Consider the following 21,070-nt stretch of genomic DNA (forward strand, 5'->3'; position numbering starts at 1 on the left):
CCGGGCGGCCCCTCAGCTCGCCTGCAGCGCCGCGAGCGGCGCCTTGAGGGCGAGCGTCACCCCCGTCTCGGGATAGCCGAGATGCACCTCCGCGCCGATCCCGTCGGCGAGGCTGCGCTCGATCAGGCGGGAGCCGAAGCCGCGCCGGCTCGGCGTCTTCACGGGCGGCCCGCCGACCTCCTGCCAGCGGAAATTCAGGCGTGGCTCGCCGGAATCCGCCTCCTGCCCCCAGGTCACCGCGACGTGCCCCTCCGGCGTCGAGAGGGCGCCGTACTTCGCGGCATTGGTGCCGAGCTCGTGCAGGACGAGGGCGACCGAGAGGGCGGATTTCGGCCCGAGCGTCATGTCCGGCCCCGAGATCCGGAAGCGCTCGGCGTCGCCGTGCCCGTGCAGGCGCGCCGTGCCCTCCACGAGGGTGCGCAGGCTCGCCTCGGTCCAGCTGCCCTGGAGCAGGAGGTCGTGCGCCTGGGCGAGCGCGAGGAGCCGCGCCGTGACGGCCTCCCGGGCCTCCGGCAGGGTGGCGTCCCCGCGCAGGGTCTGCAGGCAGATGGCCTGGACCAGGGTCAGGGTATTCTTCACCCGGTGGGCGAGTTCCTGCATCAGCAGGCGCTGGCGCTCCTCGGCGAGCTTGCGCTCGGTGATGTCGACCGAGGCGCCGGCGAAGCGGGCGGGCTTCCCGTCGGCATCCGGCACGAGGCGCCCGCGGGCGAGGATCCAGCGGACGCTGCCGTCCGGCTGGAGGATGCGGTACTCGCAGGAGAACTCGTCGCCCTGCGCGAAGGTCCGGTCGAGGGCCGCCTGGAAGGCGGGCATGTCGGCGGGGTGGAAATTGCGGATGTACTCGGAGAGCGGCGCGCCGCGGGCCGCGCGCTCGGGATCGACCGTGTAGATGCGGGCGAAGTTCCCGTCGGCGTAGACGAGGTCGTCGACGAGGTCCCAGTCCCAGGTGCCGATCATGCCGGCGGCTCCGAGGGCGAGGCTCAGGCGCTCCTGGCTCGCGGCGAGGCGCTCCTCGGCCTTCGCCTTCTCCCGGCGCAGCCGTTCCTGGGCGAGCGCGGCCTCGATCGCCTCCGCCAGAAGCTCCCGGAAATGGCCGGCCACGTCCTTCAGCACGTAGTCGGCGGCGCCGGCCTTGAGGGCGGAGACGGCGATCCGCAGGTCGTCCGAGCCGGTGACGTAGATCACCGGCGGCGGGCTCGGCAGGGCCCGGATGCGCGCCAGGATGTCGAGGCCGGTCTCGCCGGGCAGGTGATGGTCGAGGGCGATGGCGTCGATGCCGCCCTCCGCGACGCGGGCGAGCCCGGCGGCGCCGTCGGCCGCATGCTCGACGACGATGTCGCGCGACCGCAGCGCCCGCGCCACGAGGCGGACGAGGCCCGAATCGTCGTCGATGTAGAGGATGCGCAGGGCCACCGCGGGTCACGAACTCCATCGGCAGACCGGACGGCCGGGCAAGCGCGACGCCGATTCATCGCACGCCATTGAAGCCGCAAAAGGGCAACGCGGATCAGGGAGTCTCGGGCACCTGCATGACCGAGAAGAACAGTCCGAGCTGGCGGATCGCGTTGGCGAAACCTTCATAGTTCACGGGCTTCGTCACGTAGACATTGCAGCCCAGATCGTAGCAGCGCTGGATCTCGCGCTGGTCGTCGGTGGTGGTCAGCACCACGACGGGCGAGCGGCGCAGGTGCTCGTTGCCCTTCACCTTGGCCAGGATGTCGATCCCGGTCATGTCCGGCAGGTTGAGGTCGAGCAGGATCAGCAGGGAGCGCCCGGCCTGGACCCGCCCCGAGCCGTCCGGCCCGAGGAGGTAGGCGAGCGCCGAGGTGCCGTCGCGGAAGCCCGTGATCTCGTTGTTGACGCCGGCGCGGCGGATGTTGCGCTCGATCAGGCGGGCATGCCCCTCGTCGTCCTCCACCATGATGATGTGGACGGGGTTCACGCCGGATTCCCTGGCGTCCAGGGCGGGCGGGTCTCGGTCATGCATGGGATTCCGCGGTCGGGACCGGCCTCCTGTATCAGGATCGGGAAGCGGAGCAAATGCGGGGCGCGGCGCCCCCTCTCCCGTTCGGGAGGGGCGAGGGCTGCAGGGTCTTCCGGAGAGGCCGCACAAGCTCACGTCGCCCGCCGACAGGGACTCGACCTCTCCCGGAGGCGAGAGCCGGGGCGGCCTACTCCGCCGCCGGCATGTTCAGCGAGAGCAGCCGCGCCGTGCGCGCCCGGGCGCCGGAGCGCGTCTCGGCCTCGGCCGTGCCGAGCTGGCGGCGGGCGTCGCCGATCGCGGCGTGGACCGCGTCGACGGCGAGGATGAGCGCGCTCACCGTCCGGTTGTCGATCGTGCGCTCGCGGGCATAGCGCACCACGTCGGCCACGAGCTCGTCCGTCTCGATCGCGATGGCGTCGAGCTCCGCCGCGCCCGTCGCGGCCCGCACCTCCCGCAGGATGTCGAGGAGCCGGTCGAGCACCACGTCGATGCGCTCCCGGCGCTTGCGGGCGAGCCGCTGGCCGAGCCACGCGATCCCGGAGCCGATCGTGCCGCCGAAGAAGGCGAACAGGTAGATGTAGTCCTCGTAGCGGTCGAGGAAGGTCTGCTGCTCGCGCTCGAAATAGTCGACCGCGCCCGGGTGGTTCGGAAGCCGGGCGGAGGTCGCCGCGACCGTCGTGTCGAAGTCGGGCGCCTTCATCAGCTTGGCGATCGGCGCCGAGGCCGCGAGTTTCGAGCGCCACTCGAACAGGTGCTGGGTGGCCGAGGCCACGGCGACGCGGCTGACCGCGCCGCGCGCCATCAGCCGGTAGGAGGCGCCCACCGTCTTCACCTCTTCGTCCGGGCGCTTCGGCCGGCCGCCGAAGGTGCCGGCGGGGATCGTGACCGCCTGCAATTCGGGGAAGCGCGTCAGGATCGCCTCGCCGTCCGGCACCGAGACGAGGTCGATCTTGCGGTCGGGCGTGCCGAGCTCGACCGCCCGTACCGTCTGGCCCGCGACCTTCGAGGCCGGGTTGGCGATGACGGCGACCGCGTCGACCCGCTTCTCGGCGATGGCCGCGGTGACCTCGGAGGGCTTCAGCTGCACGAGGGCGACCCGGCCCGGGTTCAGCTCGGGCTCGGCATTCTCGACGCTCGCGGTGGCGAGGTCGTAGAAGGCGAGCAGGTTCGTCAGGAAGGGCAGGTCGGCGTTGTGGCGCACCACGATGCCGAGGCGCTTGCGGGCGAGATCGGGGAAGCTGTCGATCTCGCTGGCCTCGGGGGCGGCGATGACGAGGGCCTCGTCGTGCAGGATCGCGAGGGTCAGCCCGTTCTCGGGCATGTGGACGTCGGGCCGCACCACGGCGAGGTCGGCGCGGCCCCCCTGGAGCGCGGCGGCGCTGTCGCGCACGTCGTCGTAGGGGATGATCTTGAGGCGCACGTCCTCGCGGCCGCGGGCCAGCGCGTTGGCGTAGGCCTCCATCAGGGCGGCCTCGGCGCCGTCGCGGGGGCCGACGGCGACGGTGAGGGTGGTGGGGCGCGACAGGTAGACGACGGCCGCCGCGGTGGCGGCGAGCCCGAGGGCGAGCAGGACGAGGAGCCACTCGCGTCTCACGAGGAGCGCGGGCAGCGCGGGCCGCTTCCCTCTGCGTTTCGTGCTTTCCATGACCCAGTCATGAATCGTAATCCTGTCCGAAAGGTGAAGAACCGGTGACTCCGCCAAACGTTGCGCCGCCGCGAAATCGTGAAGCAAGGCCCGCGCCGCCCGTGACGGCGGCCTGGCTCGAGCGGGCGGCCCTCCACTATCTCGAGCGCTACAGCGCCTCGACCGAGATGCTGCGGCGGACCCTGCGGCGGCGGGTCGAGAAGCGGACCCGCGCCCGCGGCGAGGAGGCCGGCGCCTTCGCTCCCCTCGTGGAGGAGACCGTGGCGCGGGCCGTCCGCGCGGGCCTCGTGGACGATGCCCGCTTCACCGCGGCCCGGCTCGCCACGCTCCGCCGCCGCGGCGCCTCGGCGCGGGGCGCGGCCGCCAAGCTCGCGGCCAAGGGCGTCCCCCGCGACACGATCGAGGCGGCGATGGAGGCCGAGCGCGAGGCGGCGCCCGAGGGCGAGCCCGCCCTGGCCGAGGAGGCCGCCGCCCTGGCCTACGCCAAGCGCCGCCGCCTCGGACCCTTCCGCCGGCCGGATGCGCGGGCCGCCAACCGCGACCGGGACCTCGCCGCGCTCGCCCGGGCGGGCTTCCCCTACGATCTCGCCCGCCGCACCGTGGACGCGGAGGGCGAGGCCGGCAGGGATGACGAGGGCGCGGGCGGGTTCGGCTGAGCCCACCCCGCGCCGCTGGATTTCGCGCGAGGCCGCTCCACCTCGGGATGGCATCCGGGCCATGCCCGCGCATCCCGCGCGGGGCGCCCGCCACGACAGGACATCCCGATGATCAATCGCAAGGCGCACGCCGTCTGGCAGGGCAATGGCAAGGAGGGGAAGGGCCGCATCACGACCGGGTCGGGCGTGCTCTCGGACCAGCCCTACGGCTTCAACACCCGCTTCGAGGACAAGCCCGGCACCAACCCCGAGGAGCTGATCGCGGCCGCCCATGCGGGCTGCTTCACGATGGCGCTCGCCTTCCAGCTCCAGGAGGCGGGCCTCGCCGCCACCGAGATGACGACGGAATCGGTCGTGACGCTGGAGAAGGACGGCGCCGGCTTCAAGGTGACGAAGTCCGCCCTCACGCTCACCGCCACGATCCCCGGCATCGACCAGGCGAAGTTCGAGGAGCTCGCCCACGCCGCCGAGACGGGCTGCCCGATCTCGAAGGTGCTCAACGCCGAGATCACGCTGAACGCCACGCTGAAGCAGGGCTGAGGCACCCCGCCTCTCTCCTTCGAGAGGTCGCGTCTGCGCCAGCCGGCCGGGTGAGGGGGTCAGGTCCGTCCGGGGATGTCGCACCCCTCACCCCAACCCTCTCCCGAACGGGAGAGGGGGCCCGCGTGTGGCGGGGTGCGGCGCCACGGCGCGGGACGGTGCCGCCCCGCTCCTTGAACAAACCGCGAACGAGCGGCATCTTGTCCCCATGGACGAGACGCTTGCCAAGAAGCTGCGCATCCTGGCCGATGCCGCGAAGTACGATGCCTCCTGCGCCTCGTCGGGAGCGCCGAAGCGGGTCGCGGGCAAGGACGGGCTCGGCTCGACGACGGGCGCCGGCATCTGCCACGCCTACACGCCGGACGGGCGCTGCATCTCGCTCCTGAAGATCCTGCTGACGAATTACTGCCTGTTCGACTGCGCCTATTGCGTCAACCGCCGCTCGTCCAACGTGAGGCGGGCGAAGTTCACGGTCGACGAGGTCGTGACGCTCACGGTCGAGTTCTACAAGCGCAACTACATCGAAGGCTTGTTCCTCTCCTCGGGCATCATTAAGTCGCCCGACCACACGATGGAACTCCTGACCCGCGTCGCGAAGACGCTCCGCCGCGAGCACGGCTTCCGCGGCTACATCCACCTGAAGTCGATTCCCGAGGCGAGCCCCTGGCTGATCGAGGAGGCGGGCCTCTACGCCGACCGCCTCTCGATCAACCTCGAACTGCCGACCGAGGCGAGCCTGGAGCGCCTCGCCCCGGAGAAGGACGGCGCCTCGATCCAGGGGGCGATGGAGCAGATCGGCAGCCGCATCGCGGAGGCCAAGGCCGAGCGCCGCCGCTTCTCGCCGGCCGGCCAGTCGACGCAGGTGATCGTGGGCGCGGACGCGACCTCCGACGAGGCCCTGATCCGCAAGAGCGCGCATCTCTACGGCACGTTCGGCCTGAAGCGGGTCTATTACTCGGCCTTCAGCCCGATCCCCGACGGCTCGACCATCCTGCCGCTCAAGGCCCCCCCGCTCCAGCGCGAGCACCGGCTCTACCAGGCGGACTGGCTGATCCGGTACTACGAATTCAGCCCCGACGACGTGGCCGACGCGACCGAGGATGGCATGTTCGCCCTCGACGTCGACCCGAAGCTCGCCTGGGCGCTGAAGAACCGCCATCGCTTCCCCGTCGACGTGAACCGGGCCGACCGGGAGATGTTGCTGCGGGTCCCCGGCCTCGGGGCGCGCGCGGTGGACAAGATCCTCAAGGCCCGCCGCCACACGAGCCTGCGCCTCGACGACGTCGCCCGCCTCACCTCGGGGCTCAAGCGGGCGCGGCCCTTCCTGATCGCGGCCGATTACCGCCCGACCGCGCTGACCGACCGCCTCGACCTGCGCGCGCGCCTCGCCGAGCCGGCGGCGCAGCTGAGCCTGTTCTGAGATGCGGGGCCAGGAACCGCGCCGGAACCCCTCTCCCGTCCGGGAGAGGGCAGGGGTGAGGGACACCGGTGCATCCGGAGAACTCGCTCCCCTCACCCTGTCCCTCTCGGAACGAGAGGTCACCCGCGCCGTCTCGTTGCGCCCCGGCGCCGACCTCGAGGGCTTTCGCGCGGCCGTGCGCGCGCTCGTCGCCGAGGGCGTGCCGCCGGAGCGCGTGGTCTGGTCCGCCGCGGCGGACTCGGCCTGCCTGTTCGGGGCGGAGGCGCCCGCGGCCTCGGACGCGCCGGTCGCGCTGCCGCGGGCGGCCGCCGCGCTCGTGCCGATGGTGGTGCCCCACCGCGACCCCGAGCGCTACGCGCTGCTCTACGCCCTGATCTGGCGCATCCGCGCGGGCGAGCGCGATCTCCTCGAGATCGCCAGCGATCCCCTGGTTCACCGGCTCAACGGGATGCGCAAGGCGATCCAGCGCGACCTTCACAAGATGCACGCCTTCCTGCGCTTCCGGCGGGTGCCGGAGGCCGGAACCGAGCGCTTCGTCGCCTGGTTCGAGCCGGAGCACCACATCCTGGAGGCCGCCGCGCCCTTCTTCGTGGACCGGTTCCGCTCGCTCGCCTGGACGATCCTCACGCCGGAGGGCTCGGCCCGGTGGGACGGGGAGGCGCTCCGCTTCGGCCCGCCGGGCCGGCGCGAGGACGTGCCGCCGGGCGACGGGTTCGAGGCGGGCTGGCGGGATTACTACGAGAGCACGTTCAACCCGGCCCGCACGAACCTGCGCGCCATGCGGGCGGAGATGCCGAAGAAATACTGGCACAACATGCCCGAGACCGCCGCGATCCCGGCGCTGATCCGCCAGGCCTCGTCCCGCACCGCCGCGATGATCGAGAGGGAGCCGCAGATGCCCACGAAGCGCCAGCCCGCCCGCGCGCTCGCCGCGATGGCGGATCAGGATCCCGCCTCGCTCGACGCGCTGAACGGTATCATCCGCCGCTCGGAGCCGCTGGTGCCGGGCGCGACGCAGGCCGTGCTGGGGGAAGGGCCGGTCGGCGCGGCGATCGCCTTCGTCGGCGAGCAGCCGGGCGACCAGGAGGACCGCCAGGGCCGCCCCTTCGTCGGCCCGGCGGGCCAACTCCTCTCCCGGGCAATGGCGGAGGCGGGGATCGACCGGTCGGCCTGCTATCTCACGAATGCGGTCAAGCACTTCAAGTTCGAGGAGCGCGGCAAGCGTCGCATCCACCAGAAGCCGACGGCGGGCGAGGTCAGCCACTATCGCTGGTGGCTCGACCGCGAACTCGACTTCGTCGCCCCCAAGCTTGTCGTGGCGCTGGGCGCGACCGCGGTCCTGGCGCTGACCGGCAAGGCGATCCCGATCACCCGGGCGCGCGGCCCCTTCCGCTTCGAGCGCCTCGACAACCGCTTCCAGGGCTTCATCACGGTCCACCCCTCCTACCTGCTGCGCCTGCCGGACGAGGCGAAGCAGGAGGCCTACGAGACCTTCGTCGGCGACCTGCGTCGGGTCGAGGCGCTGGGGCGGGAACTGGCGGGGTGAGGGCGCCCGGCTGTTGCGGAGCGCGACGATCCGGCTAGGCTCCCGACCATGGACCGTGCCGCCGCCATCGACATCCTGCGATCCCACGAGGGGGAATTGCGCCGCCTCGGCATTCGGCATGCCGGGCTGTTCGGCTCGACCGCGCGCGGCGAATTCGGTCCCGACAGCGACGTCGATGTGCTGATCGAGATCGACGAGAGCACCGTCCGTGACGTCTACGACTATGTCGGCGTGGTGCAGTTCATCGAAGACCTGTTCCCGAGGCCGGTCGATGTCGCGAACAGGGCGTGCCTGAAGGACCATGTCCGGCCGGACGCCCTGCGCGACCTGATCGATGCCTTCTGAGCGCGAGCGCCGCGCGCTTCTCGGCATCCTCGAGAACGCGGAGGCCGCCCTCGAATTTACGAAGGACCTGTCCTTCGCCACCTTCGAGACGGACCGTCGTACCCTGTACGCCGTCGTGCGGTGCCTGGAGATCATCTCCGAGACGAGCCGTCGTGTCGGTCCGGACGTTCGCGGGCGACATCCGCAGATCCCCTGGCGTCAGATCGCCGATGCGGGGAACGTCTATCGCCACCGGTACGACAACGTATCCGCATCGCTCGTCCGGGGAACGGCCGAGGAGTGCATGACGGAAATCATCGCGGTCTGCCGAACCGAATTGGCCGGAGGAGGATCAGACGTGAAGACACGCTACGACCCCGAGGCTGACGCCCTCTATCTTCGCCTCGCGGACGATCGCATCGTCGAGAGCGAGGAGGTGCGGGCCGGAATCGTCCTCGATTACGACGCGCAGGGTCGGCTCGTCGGCATCGAGATCCTCGATGCGTCCGAGCACATCGCCGCCGGGGCGGATCTGGCCGCGCTCGCCGCCGCCTGAGCGGGCCGCAGGGCGCCCCTCACGCCTCCGCCGCGTCCGCCTCCTTGTGCGGGCGCAGTTCCGGCGCCACCGGGCCGGCCTCGATCTCGGCCTCCGGCTCGGCCCGGCTCTGCTGGCGGCTCGAATCCACGAAGAGGCGGGCTTCGCCCTCCTTCACGCCGAGGCTGCGCAGGGCGTAGAGCGTCATGCCGAGGGCGAGTTCGCGCTCGCCCATCAGGACGAGGCCGACCTTCTGCTCCTCCAGGCGGCGCCGCTCGGCGTCGCTGTGGGTGCGGATCAGCGTGTCGATGCGCGGGTTGGCGCCCCGCGCGATCTCCACCAGCCGGCGGGTATTGTGCGATTCCGGCGTCGCGAGCACGAGGAGATGCGCGCTGCCGATGTCGGCGGCCTCCAGGATGCCGGGCGCGGTGGCGTCGCCGAACACGGCGTCGATCCCCTGCTCGCGCAGTTCGAGCACCCGGCGCCGGTCGCGGTCCACCACCACGTAGGGCAAATCCCAGGTCTGGAGCGCCTTGCCGATGCTGCTGCCGACGCGCCCGTAGCCGATCACCACCGCGTGGCCGCGCCGCGGCGCCGTCTCGACCGCCATGGCGACCTCGCCCGCGCCCCTGCGCTCGAACCGGGCGGCCAGCTCCGGCCGGTCGGCGAGCCGGCGCTCGATCCGCGCGACGAGGGCGAAGAAGAGCGGGTTCAGGGTGATCGAGAGGAGCGCGCCGCCGAGGATGAGGTCGCGCCCTTCCGTCGGCAGGAGCTTCAGCGACAGGCCGAGGCTGACGAGGATGAAGGAGAACTCGCCGATCTGCGCGAGGCTCGCCGCGATGGTCAGCGCCGTGCCGACCGGGTGCCGGAAGGCCAGCACGATCGCCACCGCCGCGAGCGACTTGCCGAGGAGGATGACGCCGAGGACGGCGAGCACCGAGAGCGGCTCCCGGATCAGGATGCCGGGGTCGAACAGCATGCCGACCGAGACGAAGAACAGGACCGCGAAGGCGTCCTGCAGGGGCAGCGAATCGGCCGCCGCCTGATGGCTGAGGTCGGATTCGGCGAGCACCATCCCGGCGAAGAAGGCGCCCAGCGCGAAGGAGACGCCGAACAGTTCCGCCGAGCCGAAGGCGATGCCGAGCGCGAGCGCCAGCACGGCCAGGGTGAAGAGCTCCCGCGAGCCCGTCCGGGCCGCCTGGTCGAGGAGCCAGGGCACGAAGCGGCGCCCGCCGATCAGCATCAGGCTCGCGAAGATTGCGACCTTGGCGAGCGTCAGACCGAGGGTGAGCCAGAGATTGCCGCCCCCGCCGTGATGGCCGCCGCCCTCGCTGCCGCCGAGGGAGGGCGCCAGGGCGGGCAGGAGCACGAGGGCCAGCACCATCGCCAGATCCTCGACGATGAGCCAGCCCACCGCGATCCGGCCCTTGTCGCTGTCGAGGAGGGCGCGCTCCTCGAGCGCGCGCAGAAGCACCACGGTGCTCGCCACCGACAGGGCGAGGCCGAAGACGAGGCCGGCCCCGAGGCTCCAGCCCCAGGCCAGGGCGAGGCCGCCGCCCATCGCGGTCGCCACCGCGATCTGCACCACGGCGCCCGGCAGCGCGATGCTGCGCACCGCCATGAGGTCCTTGATCGAGAAGTGCAGCCCGACGCCGAACATGAGGAGGATCACGCCGATCTCGGCGAGCTGGCCCGCGAGCTCGCTGTTGCCGACGAAGCCCGGCGTGTAGGGGCCGACGAGGACGCCCGCCAGCAGGTAGCCCACGAGCGGGGGCAGCTTGAGGCGCTGCGCGACCATTCCGCAGACGAAGGCGAGCACGAGGCCTAGGGCGATGATGGCGATCAGCTCGGTCGCGTGCGGCACGGGCGTTGGGTCTCCTGTGGCGATCGCCGGGCGGGGAGCCCGGGACGCTGCGGCTGAGCGGGGATGGCACGTCCTAGCCGAGCTTGGCGCCGAAATCCGTGCCGCAGGGCACTCGACGTGCCGAACCGCACGGACATCCGACGTCGGACAAGCCCGTCGCATCCCGGAATGGGGTCTCGACGGGACAACGCCCCGGAGCGGTCTCGTTTCGGCCGGTCGGCGAACGATCTCGCGGCCGCTGGCGGATGACGCGACCAGATTTCACCGGCCTGCGGCCAAGGTCTCGCTGTGGATGCCGAACACGATTGCGTGAAACCGCGCCGCAGGATGTCCGTTGTTGCGCTGGATCACGCGTCAGATCGAGGACGGGCAGACGATGGTTACGCGAAACGACGCGGTGACGGGCACCGACAACCTCGAGCGCCGGAACTCGACCGTGTGGACGGTGGCGCTCGCGACCGCGCTGCTCGGCCTCGTCGCCCTGCCGCGCCGCCGCGCGCCCCTCGCACGGGCGGCGGGAAACGGCCCGGCGGAGGCGCCGCGCGAGCCGTCCGATTCCCATGAGGGCCAGGACGCGCACCGCGTCGCCGCGACCGAGACGAGTCGCGGCCGGGACGCCACCACGCCCTCCGAGATCCCGGCGAGCGGCTGGAAGGATATCGGCCTGCGGGTCTTCCACGACATCAGCGAGAACCGCCTCGTCTCGGTCGCGGCGGGCGTCACCTTCTACGTGCTGCTGGCGATCTTCCCGGCGGTCGCCGCCCTCGTCTCCTGCTACGGGCTGGTGGCCGATGTCTCGACCATCAACCAGCACCTCGCGAGCCTGCAGGGCGTGATGCCGCAAGGCGCCCTCGACATCGTCGGCGAGCAGGTGAAGCGCATCGCCGAGAAGGGCGACACCACGCTCGGCCTCACCTTCTTCACCGGCCTCCTGCTCTCGATCTGGAGCGCCAACGGCGGCATGAAGGCGGTCTTCGACGCGCTCAACATCGTCTACGAGGAGCGGGAGAAGCGCAATTTCCTCTGGCTCAACCTGCGCTCGCTGACCTTCACGGCGGGGGCGCTGCTGTTCATCGTCTTCGCCCTCGTCGGCATCGTGGTGCTGCCGGTCGTGTTCAACACGATCGGGCTCTCCTCCGACGCGTGGTACCTCGCGCTCCTGCGCTGGCCCGTGCTGCTCTTCGGCGTCCTGCTCGGCCTCGCGCTGCTCTACCGCTACGGCCCGAGCCGCGACGCGCCGCGCTGGCGCTGGGTCACCTGGGGCTCGGCGATTGCCGCCGTGCTCTGGCTCGTCGCCTCGGTCGGCTTCTCGTACTACGTGTCGAATTTCGGCAAGTACAACGAGACCTACGGGTCTCTCGGCGCCGCGATCGGCTTCATGACCTGGATCTGGATCTCGACGATCATCGTGCTGGTCGGGGCCGAGATCAACGCCGAGATGGAGCACCAGACCGCCAAGGACACCACGGTCGGCCGGCCCCAGCCCCTCGGCACGCGGCAGGCGCGGATGGCCGATACGGTGGGGGCCGCGACCTGAGCGGCGTAGCCTTCGGGCGGGCGGCCCTTTAGACAGGAGGCCGCCTCCTTGTCCGTCCGCCCGCAGAGACCATGACCGACACCAGCCCCCCCGTCGGCCCCGGCGATCAGGTTCTCCTGGTCGACGGCTCCTCCTTCATCTTCCGCGCCTATTTCCAGTCGATAAATCAGCCGGAGCGCTACAATTTCCGGCCCTCGGACGGGCTGCCGACCGGGGCCGTGCGGCTGTTCTGCGCCAAGATCGCCCAGTTCGTGCAGGAGGGGGCGGCGGGCGTCTGCCCGACCCATCTCGGCATCGTCTTCGACAAGTCGGAGGGCTCGTTCCGCAAGGAGATGTTCCCCGACTACAAGGGCCACCGCCCCGACGCGCCGGACGACCTCAAGCGCCAGATGCCGCTGATGCGCGAGGCCGTGCGCGCCTTCGGCCTGCACGCGGTCGAGCTGGAGCGCTACGAGGCGGACGACCTCATCGCCACCTATTCCCGGCAGGCGGAGGCGCGGGGCGCCGGCGTCATCATCGTCTCCTCCGACAAGGACCTGATGCAGCTCGTGGGGCCGCTGGTGCGGTTCTACGATTTCGAATCGGGCGCCAAGGGCAAGCCGGGCTACCGGCCCGAGCGCAACCTCGACGTCGAGGCCATCATCGCCAAGTGGGAGGGGCTGCAGCCGGGCCAGATCGGCGACGCGCTGGCGCTGATCGGCGACACCTCGGACAACGTGCCGGGCGTGCCGGGCATCGGCCTCAAGACGGCCGCCGCGCTGATCAAGGAATTCGGCAGCCTGGAGGCGCTGCTGGAGCGCGCGGGCGAGATCAAGCAGCCGAAGCGCCGGGAGACGCTGCTCGCCAACGTCGATCAGGCCCGCCTCTCGCGACAGCTCGTGGCGCTGATGGAGGACGTGCCGGTCCCCGTCCCCCTCGACGATCTGCGGCTGCCCAAGCCCGACCCCGAGAGGCTCGTCGGCTTCCTCAAGGCGATGGAGTTCAACACCCTGACGCGGCGCATCGCCCAGATGCTCCACGTCGACCCCGAGGCGGTGAAGCCGGACCCGAGCCTCCTGCCCGGCGGCGCCCCTCACGCCTACGCCAACGCGAATGGCGGCAGCGACGCGCTGCCCTTCTTCGGCGACGTGCCGCCCGACCCCGAGGCCGCGGCCGGCGGCCTCGACCGGCCGGAGGGGGCAGGCCCCCCCGAGGTCGACCCCTTCGCCGATCTCGGCCTGCCGGATGCCGCGCCGAAGCCCCGCGCGGCGGCCGAGCCCGGCCCCTCGAACCTCGTCGCGTCCCGCGCCGCGGAGGCCGTGAAGCCCTTCGACACGGCGTCCTACGAGACGATCCTGTCGCTGGAGCAGCTCGACGCCTGGATCGCCGAGGCGGAGGAGGCGGGCGTCCTCGCGGTCGACACCGAGACCGACGACCTCGACGCCAACCGCGCGGGCCTCGTCGGCGTCTCGCTCGCCACCGCGCCGGGGCGCGCCGCCTACATCCCGCTCGCCCACCGCAAGGACGCCAAGGCCGGCGATCTCTTCGGCGACGGCGCGGCGGCCGGCGGCGACGGCCTGCTCCCCGAGCAGATCGCCCTCGACGCGGCGCTGGAGCGCCTGAAGCCGCTCCTCGAGAACCCGGGCGTGCTCAAGGTCGGCCAGAACCTGAAATACGATTGGCTGGTCCTGTCCCGCTACGGCATCGAGGTCGCGCCCTTCGACGACACGATGCTGATCTCCTACGTGCTCGATGCCGGCAAGGGCGGCCACGGCATGGACGAGCTCGCCCGCCGCCATCTCGGCCACCAGCCCATCACCTTCTCGGACGTGGCGGGCACGGGCCGGGCCAAGGTCACCTTCGACAAGGTGCCGCTGGACAAGGCCACCGCCTACGCCGCCGAGGACGCGGACGTGACGCTGCGGCTCTGGCGGATGATGAAGCCCCGCCTCGTCGCCGAGCGCCGCGTCGCCGTCTACGAGACGCTGGAGCGCCCGCTGCTCCCCGTCGTCGCCCGCATGGAGCGCCAGGGCATCCGGGTCGACCGCAACATGCTGAGCCGGTTGTCGGGCGACTTCGCCCAGATCCTGGCGCGGCTCGAGGAGGAGATCCAGGAGGACGCAGGCGAGAAATTCTCGGTCTCCTCGCCCAAGCAGATCGGCGACATCCTGTTCGGCAAGATGGGCCTGCCCGGCGCCAAGAAGACACCGTCCGGCCAGTGGGCCACGCCCGCGACGCTGTTGGAGGAGCTCGCGCAGGCAGGCCACGAGCTGCCGAAGAAAATCCTCGAATACCGCCAGCTCTCGAAGCTGAAATCGACCTACACGGATTCGCTGCAGGAGCACGCCGACCGGCGGACCGACCGGGTCCACACCTCGTTCTCGCTCGCCGCCACCACCACGGGCCGGCTCTCCTCCTCCGACCCGAACCTGCAGAACATCCCGATCCGGACAGAAGAGGGCCGCCGCATCCGCCGCGCCTTCGTGGCGGCCGAGGGCAACAAGCTGATCTCGGCCGATTACAGCCAGATCGAGTTGCGGCTCCTGGCCCACATCGCCGACATCCCGCAATTGCGCCAAGCCTTCGCGGACGGCATCGACATCCACGCGGCCACCGCCTCCGCGATGTTCGGCGTGCCGCTCGCCGAGATGACGCCGGACCTGCGGCGCCGGGCCAAGACCATCAATTTCGGCATCATCTACGGCATCTCGGCCTTCGGCCTCGCCGACCGGCTCGGCATCCCGCAGCAGGAGGCCTCGGCCTTCATCAAGCAGTATTTCGAGCGCTTCCCCGGCATCCGCGCCTATATCGACGACACCAAGCGCTTCTGCCGGGACAAGGGCTACGTCACGACCCTGTTCGGCCGCGTCTGCCACTACCCGCAGATCCGCTCGAACAACCCGCAGGAGCGGGCGAGCGTCGAGCGCCAGGCGATCAACGCCCCGATCCAGGGCACGGCGGCCGACATCATCCGCCGCGCCATGACGCGGATGGAAGGCGCGCTGGCGGCCGAGAAGCTCAATGTGCGCATGCTCCTGCAGGTGCACGACGAGCTCGTCTTCGAGGCGCCGGAGGACGAGGTGGAGCGGGCGCTGCCCGTGATCTCACGGGTGATGGAAGAGGCCCCGCACCCCGGCATCACGCTGCGGGTGCCGCTGGCGGTGGAGGCGCGGGCCGCCGGGAACTGGGAAGAGGCGCATTGAGGGAAGGGGCCGCGCTCCGGCGGGGCCCGCGTTCGGAAGGTGGCGTGTAGCCCGCAGGCGCGCTGCGGTCGGGAATCGGGACGGCCGGACCGTCCGGCCGTCGCGGCCCTAGGCGGCCTGGATGCCGGCGAGGAACGTTCCGACCTCCCGGTCGAGAACGGTCGACCGCCCGGCCAGCGCGCCCGCCGCGTCGAGGACCTGACCGGCCGCCGATCCGGTCTGCGTCGCCGCCTCGCGCACGGTGACGATCGTGCGCGACACCGCGTCGGCGCCCTGCGCCGCCTTCGCGACCGTTCGCGCGATCTCCTGGGTCGCCGCCTGCTGCTCCGCGGCCGCGGCCGCGACCGTGCCCGCGATCCGGTAGACCTCCTCGATCGTCTGGCCGATCCCGCGGATCGCGTCCGCCGTGTGGCTCGTCGCGGTCTGGATCTGGGTGATCTGGCCCGTGATCTCCTCGGTCGCCCGCGCGGTCTGGGTGGCGAGGTCCTTCACCTCGGCGGCGACCACCGCGAAGCCGCGCCCCGCCTCGCCGGCGCGGGCCGCCTCGATCGTCGCGTTGAGCGCGAGCAGGTTCGTCTGGCCCGCGATGCCGCTGATGAGGGCCGCGACGTCGCCGATCTTCTGGGCTCCGTGGACCAGCGTCTGCACTGTCTCGTTGGTGCGCTGCGCATCCTCGAGCGCCTTGCCGGCGATGGCCGAGGATTGCGCGATCTGCGCGCCGATCGCGCTCGCGGAGACCGCGAGCTCCTCCGCGGCGGCCGCCACCGTCTGGACGTTTGCGGCCGTCTCCTCGGCCGCCACGGCGACATGGTCCGAGTGCCGGTTCGTGCGCTCGGCCGTGGCCGTCATCATCGTCGCGGTCGTCTCCAGTTCGGACGCGGACCGCGCCAGACCCTGCACCAGGCCGCCGACCTCGCTCTCGAAGCGTCCGACGAGCTCGGCCATCGTCCGGGCCCGCAGCGCCGACGTGCCGGCCTGCGACGCGGTGAGCGCGGCTTGGTGCGCCCGCTCGACGAGGGCGTCGCGGAACAGCGTCAGGGCCTTGGCGATCGCGCCGATCTCGTCCCGCCGCTCCGTACCCGGGATCGCGACGGCCGTGTCGCCGGCCGAGAGCGCGTGGATCGTCGCGGTCAGGCGCGAGAGCGGCGTGACGACCCCACGCAGCGCGACGAGCGCGGCACCGGCCGCGGCGGCCAGCGCGAGGAGCAGGACGCCGAGCTGCGAGACGAGCGTCCAGAGGGCGTCCTGGCGAAGGCTCTCCGCCCGCACCTCGCTGGCGCGGCTCGCCGCGAACATCACCTGCAGGAGCGTGCCGAGCTGCGGGGTCGTGGTCTCGACCCATTGCGCCGTCTGGATCGGGTACGAGCCGGCCTCGCCGCCGGCCGCCCGCATCTGGTCGGCGAGCGTCCGGAACCCTCCGAAATAGGCGTCCTTGGCGCCGGTCAGCGCCTGCCGGATGGCCGGGTGGGTCTGCGCATCCGCCGTCAGGTTCTCGAGCTGTTGCCAGAGCAGGTCGACCCGGGCGCGGATGGAGGCGTTCTCCGCGACGCGCTCCGGGGGGAGGGGGGCGCCGGACGTGATGGCGGAGGCGATGTTCGAGCGTTCGAGGCCCGCGACGTCGCGCATGCGCCAGCCGAGTTCCTTGATCGTCGCGAGGCGTGCCAGGGTGGGATCGCCCGCGGCGGCGTCGTGGAGGGCGGCGAACCAGACCTTCAGGGCGGCATTGACCGAGGCCGTGATGCTGGGGACGAAGGTCTTGCGCAGGGTCTCGTCGCGCTGCTCCCGCGGCACGCCGAGCGCGGCATCCGCCTGGCGGCGCGCCGCGTTCGCCGCCTGGAGCGCCGCCTTGAGGTTGCCGACCAGCTGCGCCTTGTCGGGGAAATCGAACTGCTCGAGGGCGGCGAGCCCCACGTCGAAATTCTGCTCCACCGCCAGGCGCCGCCGCTTGATCTCGTTCAGCACCTCGGGGCCCGCCGGGCCGGCCGCCTGCAGCCCGTTGTTGGTGGCGAGACGCTCCATGAGCACCTCGAAGAGGCCGGCCGCGAACTTGGTCGCCCCGCCGTCGAACGCCTGAATCGTCTGCGCCGCGCGCGCCTCGCGCCAAGCTTCCAGCGAGGAGCGGCTCTCGGCGAAGAGCAGCAGGCCCGAGAGGCCCGCGATCGGGGCGAGCAGGGCGACCTTGATCGAGCGAGTGTGACGCATGACGGCGCGGTCCGCCCCTGATCTTGCTGTGATCGTGTTCAGGGTGATGGATAGATGATCCTCGTTAAAGAAGGGTGAAACGCGGTGTCATATCTGGATGAGTGGGCCGATCTTGCAGACGATGATGCCCAGATCGTCGGTACATCTACTTATGGTCGCAATAAACCGGGCCTTTCGGCTCGGGCGGCACCTTTGGGTTGCTTGCGCCGAGCGCGTTCATCCAGCGTCCCGGGCGTCGCCGCTCGCGCGATGTCGGGCGCTCAGCCTCGATTCCGCGGAGCGTCCCGCCCGACGCCGAAGGGCGTGGCCGATGCGTGGCCGCTGAGGCCCTGGTCCTGGCAGGATCCTCCGACGCGACAGGCCGGCGCGGGACGAGATCGGCCTCTGATCCGCAGAAACCGCCCGAACGACCGGCAGGAGAGGCGAAGCGTCGAGCGTCAGGCGATCAACGCCCCGATTCAGGGCAATGCGGCCGACATCCTCCGCCGCGCCATGACGCGGATGGAGGGCGCGCTCGCGGCCGAGAAGCTCACCGTGCGCCTGCTCCTGCCGGCGCACGATGCGCTCGTCTTCGAGGCCCCGGAGGACGAGGTGGAGCGAGCGAGGTGTTCCGGGACCGTGATGTCGTGCTGAGGTGCCTGGTTCGGGTGGGGAGCCGTCATCGGAATGCCGTCCGAGAGTCGACATTCGGCTAAGCCGTTGGTTCGGCTGAGACCAGCAGCGACTTTGGCATGCTCCCGAGCCTCATTCCTGCGCGGTTGGTCGGCGAGGTTCGACAATGACCTTGCTGCGCCCGCAGACGACGTTTGCGGCCGAGCGGTCCACAGGCCCATGCCACCGCCGTCTCGCGGCCCGCCCTGTCCCCCTACGGTCAGATGTCGCCCAGCAGCAGGAGCCACCCGGCGCAGATCCCGCCAAGATAGCTCGCGGCGAGATAGGCCATGATCTCGATGCGCCGGATCAGCGTCCCGCAGGTATCCCGGATCAGCAGGGTCCAGGCGCCGTCGAAATCCCCGACCTCGCCGGTGTCGCGAAGCTCGTGGAGCGCCTCTTCCGCGGCGGCGACCGCCATCTCGAGGCTCGCCGCCTCGATGCCCCTGTTGTCGAGGATCACCGTCTCCCCGCTCACCAGATCGAAATAGAAGCGCTCGACCATCTGCGGCACCTCCTCGGCCCAGTCCGTCGTCCTAGCCGATGGCCCGGTGGGCTGCCTCGCAGGCGAGACTGAGGCGCAGGACCCGTTCCGCGCCTCCGGGCAGGCTCGATCCCCGACCTAGTCCTTCATCGCGACGGCCTGGATGAGGGCTGTGATGAGGTCGTCGGGGCCCGGCCGCTCCGGGCCCGGATCGGACGGCGCCTCCTTGCCGATCGCCCAGACCATCGCCCCGTTCGCGCCCTTCCGCATGGCGGACCGGACGGTCTCGACGGCCTTCGGCACGGTGTAGACGTGGCCCCCCCAGGCTTCCGGCGGCGACGTGAACCCGATCAGGATCGGGCCCTCGAAGCGGCTCCGGTAGGCCGCGTAGGCGTCGAGCGGCCGGTAGGTCGGCCCGGCGTCGTAGGCCATGATGCTGAGGCCGTCGAGGAGCGCCCGCCGGCCCGGGTCGCGCAGGAGCGGCAGGAACGCCCCATAGGTCGGGCCCCCGATCGGGCGCGCCTCGCTCCAGGCGCCCTCCCCGTAGGCGCCCGTGTTCGTCGCCGTGAGCCACAGCGCGATCGGGCGCGGCAGGGCGGCGCGGGCGGCCTCGACGACATCGAGGAGCAGCGTATCGCTGTCGCACGACATCTGGCCCGAGCGCTGCCGGCACTTGGGATCGGCCGGCTCGAAGTCGAGATCGACACCGTCGAGCCCGAAATCCTCGACGACGCGGCGGATCGTGCGCGCATCGAAGCCGCGCCAGTTCGCGTATTCCTCGCCGCCGACCGAGACCAGGATCCGGATACCGGGGCTTCGTGCCCGCAGCGCCTCGATCGACGCCTTCAGGACCGGCCCCGGATAGGGCACCTGCAGCCCGGTGCCGGTGAGATCGAGGTTGCCGGAATAGGTCGCATCCGGGCGCATGAACGCGAGGAAAACCTCGGTCACGCCGGCCGGGACCCCGGCCAGCCGGTCGTCGAGACCTGAGGCCGATCCCGCCTCCGCAGCCCAGCTGGCGTAGTAGGCGCCGAGATGGACCGGCCGCCCCGTGGGTGCTGCGGCCGCCGCCCCGGCGGTCATCACCAGGGCGGCCAAGAGGGCGCTGACGGCCAGGAGCCTCATTGCGAGGCGACTCGCGCGGCCTGGGCGGGCGTGATCTGCAGCACGTCGCCGGGCTCCAGAACCGAGTCCTCCTGCGCCGGGCGCCGCTTCATGCCCCACTGCGTCCGGTGCAGGATCGTGAGCGTCATCTCCTTCCGGCTCGCGGCCTGGCTCTCCAGGATGCCCGGAAGCTGGGCGAGCGCGGTGCTGACGGCGGCCCGCGTCAGCTCCTCCTCGTCGATGATGCTCTGCAGCTCCCGGATCTCGCGCTCGCGGTCGACCTCGCCCTCGACCGTGATCCGGAGCCGGTCGTGCAGGAGATCGGAGATGCGGTGCTCGGTCTGGGCGATCACGGCCTTGGCGTCCTGGAACCGCTCCTTGGCGTCGCCGAGTTCGGTGAGGCTCGTGTAGAAGGTCGCGTCCGTCGTGGCCCCCCGCTCACGAAGCTTGCTGAGGTGATCCACGCGCAGGTTGCGATCGCCGATGTTCGATTCGACCTGCGCCAGCTTGTTCCGCTGGATCGTCAGCTCCGCCACATACGATTGGATGGCGGCCTCGATAGCGGCCTCCTGCTTCTTGCGCTTCGACCGTTCCACCTGACGGAAGGTGTCGGCCTCGGTCAGGCGTGACTTGGCGGAAGGGGGGCCGACGAGTTCGAACAGGCGCTTCGTCGCGGGCTTCGACCCGTCGCGCTCAGCCACGAGGACCGCGGCCCGCGCGAGGGATCGGGTCAGCCGCTCGCTCGACTTGAGCAGGCGCTCCTTCTCCCGCGCCGTGTCGAGGAGGCGCCACTGGTCCTGCGGCGCCGTCTCGACCGCGCCGGCGAGCGCCAGCGCGTGCAGCACGCTCATGCCCGGAATGTATTTGTAGGGGCCGGGCTTGGCGACCGGCCCCAGAACGTAGACCGGTTCCCGTTCCGCGAGCTGGATCCCGACCCGCACCGAGCCGTTGAGCTTGCCGCTGAGCGCGCTCGACAGCGCGTGATCGAGATCCTGGAACGACGTGCCGGCGACCGCGACAGAGCCCACCAGGGGCACGTAGATGTTGCCGTCTTCCTGGACGATGTACTCACCCGACAGTTCGGGCCGCTCGATCGCCGAGGCGACGATGTCCCGCCGCTCCTCGCCGTCCCGCGCCTCGGGCTGCAGATGCTCGAAGACGGTGATCTTGAGCTTGTCGCCGATGGCGTAAGCGGCGGGGCGATTGATCTCCACGCTGGTCAGCCGCTCGACCTTCGGTGGTTGGGCCAGAACCTGGGCTTCCGCGAGATCCTCGGCCCTGACCGTCGAGGCGAGGCCCAGGACCGCGGTGCACAGAGCCATCCGCAGAACCCGCTTCGCGGGCACCTCCAGGGGCAGGTTTCTCTCCGTCATTGCTCCACTCCCTTCTGCACTGG

At 71.3% G+C, this 21,070-nt stretch carries 16 protein-coding genes and 1 pseudogene; 9 read left to right on the forward strand and 8 right to left on the reverse strand.

From position 1 onward, the window contains the following. Window positions 1–12: 12 nt before the first annotated feature. The 3 genes from E1J50_RS11765 to E1J50_RS11775 form a co-directional block, all read right to left on the reverse strand. The gene (locus E1J50_RS11765) at window positions 13–1,413 is read right to left on the reverse strand and encodes a sensor histidine kinase (protein ID WP_132253758.1); all 1,401 of its coding nucleotides are present in this window, start codon (window positions 1,411–1,413) and stop codon (window positions 13–15) included. A 94-nt stretch (window positions 1,414–1,507) separates the two neighbouring features. Further along, on the reverse strand, window positions 1,508–1,921 hold the full coding sequence (locus E1J50_RS11770) for a response regulator (RefSeq protein WP_165937841.1): 414 nt from the start codon (window positions 1,919–1,921) through the stop codon (window positions 1,508–1,510). 250 nt (window positions 1,922–2,171) lie between these two features. After that, a complete protein-coding gene (locus E1J50_RS11775; RefSeq protein ID WP_207919191.1) occupies window positions 2,172–3,578 on the reverse strand; it encodes a TAXI family TRAP transporter solute-binding subunit in 1,407 nt (468 codons plus the stop codon). 152 nt (window positions 3,579–3,730) lie between these two features. Between E1J50_RS11775 and E1J50_RS11780 the strand changes: the two genes are divergently transcribed. From E1J50_RS11780 to E1J50_RS28055, 6 genes are all read left to right on the forward strand, one after another. Then, complete coding sequence (locus E1J50_RS11780; RefSeq protein WP_132253765.1) at window positions 3,731–4,285, forward strand: RecX family transcriptional regulator; 555 nt, start codon at window positions 3,731–3,733, stop codon at window positions 4,283–4,285. Between the two features lie 108 nt (window positions 4,286–4,393). Further along, window positions 4,394–4,825 carry an OsmC family protein gene (locus E1J50_RS11785; protein WP_132253767.1) on the forward strand — a complete coding sequence of 144 codons (432 nt, stop codon included), beginning with the start codon at window positions 4,394–4,396 and terminating at the stop codon, window positions 4,823–4,825. 208 nt (window positions 4,826–5,033) lie between these two features. Continuing rightward, window positions 5,034–6,245, forward strand: a complete 1,212-nt coding sequence (locus E1J50_RS11790; protein ID WP_132253769.1) for a putative DNA modification/repair radical SAM protein — start codon at window positions 5,034–5,036, stop codon at window positions 6,243–6,245. A gap of 97 nt (window positions 6,246–6,342) precedes the next feature. After that, window positions 6,343–7,791, forward strand: coding sequence for a UdgX family uracil-DNA binding protein (locus tag E1J50_RS11795; RefSeq protein ID WP_245516543.1), 1,449 nt, complete (start codon window positions 6,343–6,345; stop codon window positions 7,789–7,791). 48 nt (window positions 7,792–7,839) lie between these two features. Then, entirely contained in the window at window positions 7,840–8,136 is a 297-nt protein-coding gene (locus E1J50_RS11800; protein WP_132253773.1) for a nucleotidyltransferase family protein, read from the forward strand. Further along, window positions 8,126–8,671 (forward strand): DUF2283 domain-containing protein, encoded by a 546-nt coding sequence (locus E1J50_RS28055; RefSeq protein WP_245516540.1) that lies wholly within the window; start codon window positions 8,126–8,128, stop codon window positions 8,669–8,671. Before E1J50_RS11800 ends, E1J50_RS28055 begins: the two co-directional genes overlap by 11 nt. 19 nt (window positions 8,672–8,690) lie before the next feature. On the opposite strand, the gene E1J50_RS11815 is transcribed toward E1J50_RS28055, so the two are convergent. Further along, the gene (locus E1J50_RS11815; RefSeq protein ID WP_132253775.1) at window positions 8,691–10,514 is read right to left on the reverse strand and encodes a monovalent cation:proton antiporter-2 (CPA2) family protein; all 1,824 of its coding nucleotides are present in this window, start codon (window positions 10,512–10,514) and stop codon (window positions 8,691–8,693) included. 376 nt (window positions 10,515–10,890) lie between these two features. On the opposite strand from E1J50_RS11815, the gene E1J50_RS11820 reads away from it, so the two are divergent. Both E1J50_RS11820 and polA read left to right on the forward strand, forming a co-directional pair. Beyond that, window positions 10,891–12,051 carry a YihY/virulence factor BrkB family protein gene (locus E1J50_RS11820; RefSeq protein WP_132253777.1) on the forward strand — a complete coding sequence of 387 codons (1,161 nt, stop codon included), beginning with the start codon at window positions 10,891–10,893 and terminating at the stop codon, window positions 12,049–12,051. Between the two features lie 71 nt (window positions 12,052–12,122). After that, entirely contained in the window at window positions 12,123–15,233 is a 3,111-nt protein-coding gene (gene polA / locus E1J50_RS11825) for a DNA polymerase I (RefSeq protein ID WP_132253779.1), read from the forward strand. Between the two features lie 108 nt (window positions 15,234–15,341). Here the strand turns inward: polA and E1J50_RS11830 are convergent, their stop codons facing one another. Then, a complete protein-coding gene (locus tag E1J50_RS11830) occupies window positions 15,342–17,435 on the reverse strand; it encodes a methyl-accepting chemotaxis protein (RefSeq protein WP_132253781.1) in 2,094 nt (697 codons plus the stop codon). Window positions 17,436–17,684: 249 nt separating this feature from the next. On the opposite strand from E1J50_RS11830, the pseudogene E1J50_RS11835 reads away from it, so the two are divergent. Then, window positions 17,685–18,032, forward strand: a pseudogene (locus tag E1J50_RS11835) (DNA polymerase); the annotation flags it as partial. Window positions 18,033–18,306: 274 nt separating this feature from the next. Here the strand turns inward: E1J50_RS11835 and E1J50_RS11840 are convergent. The 3 genes from E1J50_RS11840 to E1J50_RS11850 all read right to left on the reverse strand — a co-directional run bounded on the left by E1J50_RS11840 (window position 18,307) and on the right by E1J50_RS11850 (window position 21,047). Continuing rightward, the gene (locus E1J50_RS11840) at window positions 18,307–18,591 is read right to left on the reverse strand and encodes a DUF6894 family protein (protein ID WP_132253785.1); all 285 of its coding nucleotides are present in this window, start codon (window positions 18,589–18,591) and stop codon (window positions 18,307–18,309) included. Between the two features lie 117 nt (window positions 18,592–18,708). Beyond that, entirely contained in the window at window positions 18,709–19,695 is a 987-nt protein-coding gene (locus tag E1J50_RS11845; protein WP_132253787.1) for a glycosyl hydrolase family 18 protein, read from the reverse strand. After that, window positions 19,692–21,047, reverse strand: a complete 1,356-nt coding sequence (locus E1J50_RS11850) for a polysaccharide biosynthesis/export family protein (protein ID WP_132253789.1) — start codon at window positions 21,045–21,047, stop codon at window positions 19,692–19,694. The genes E1J50_RS11845 and E1J50_RS11850 overlap by 4 nt, the downstream gene beginning before the upstream one ends. Window positions 21,048–21,070 lie beyond the last annotated feature (23 nt).

Source organism: Methylobacterium segetis (genome assembly GCF_004348265.1).
In the GTDB taxonomy this organism is placed as follows: Bacteria; Pseudomonadota; Alphaproteobacteria; order Rhizobiales; family Beijerinckiaceae; genus Methylobacterium; species Methylobacterium segetis.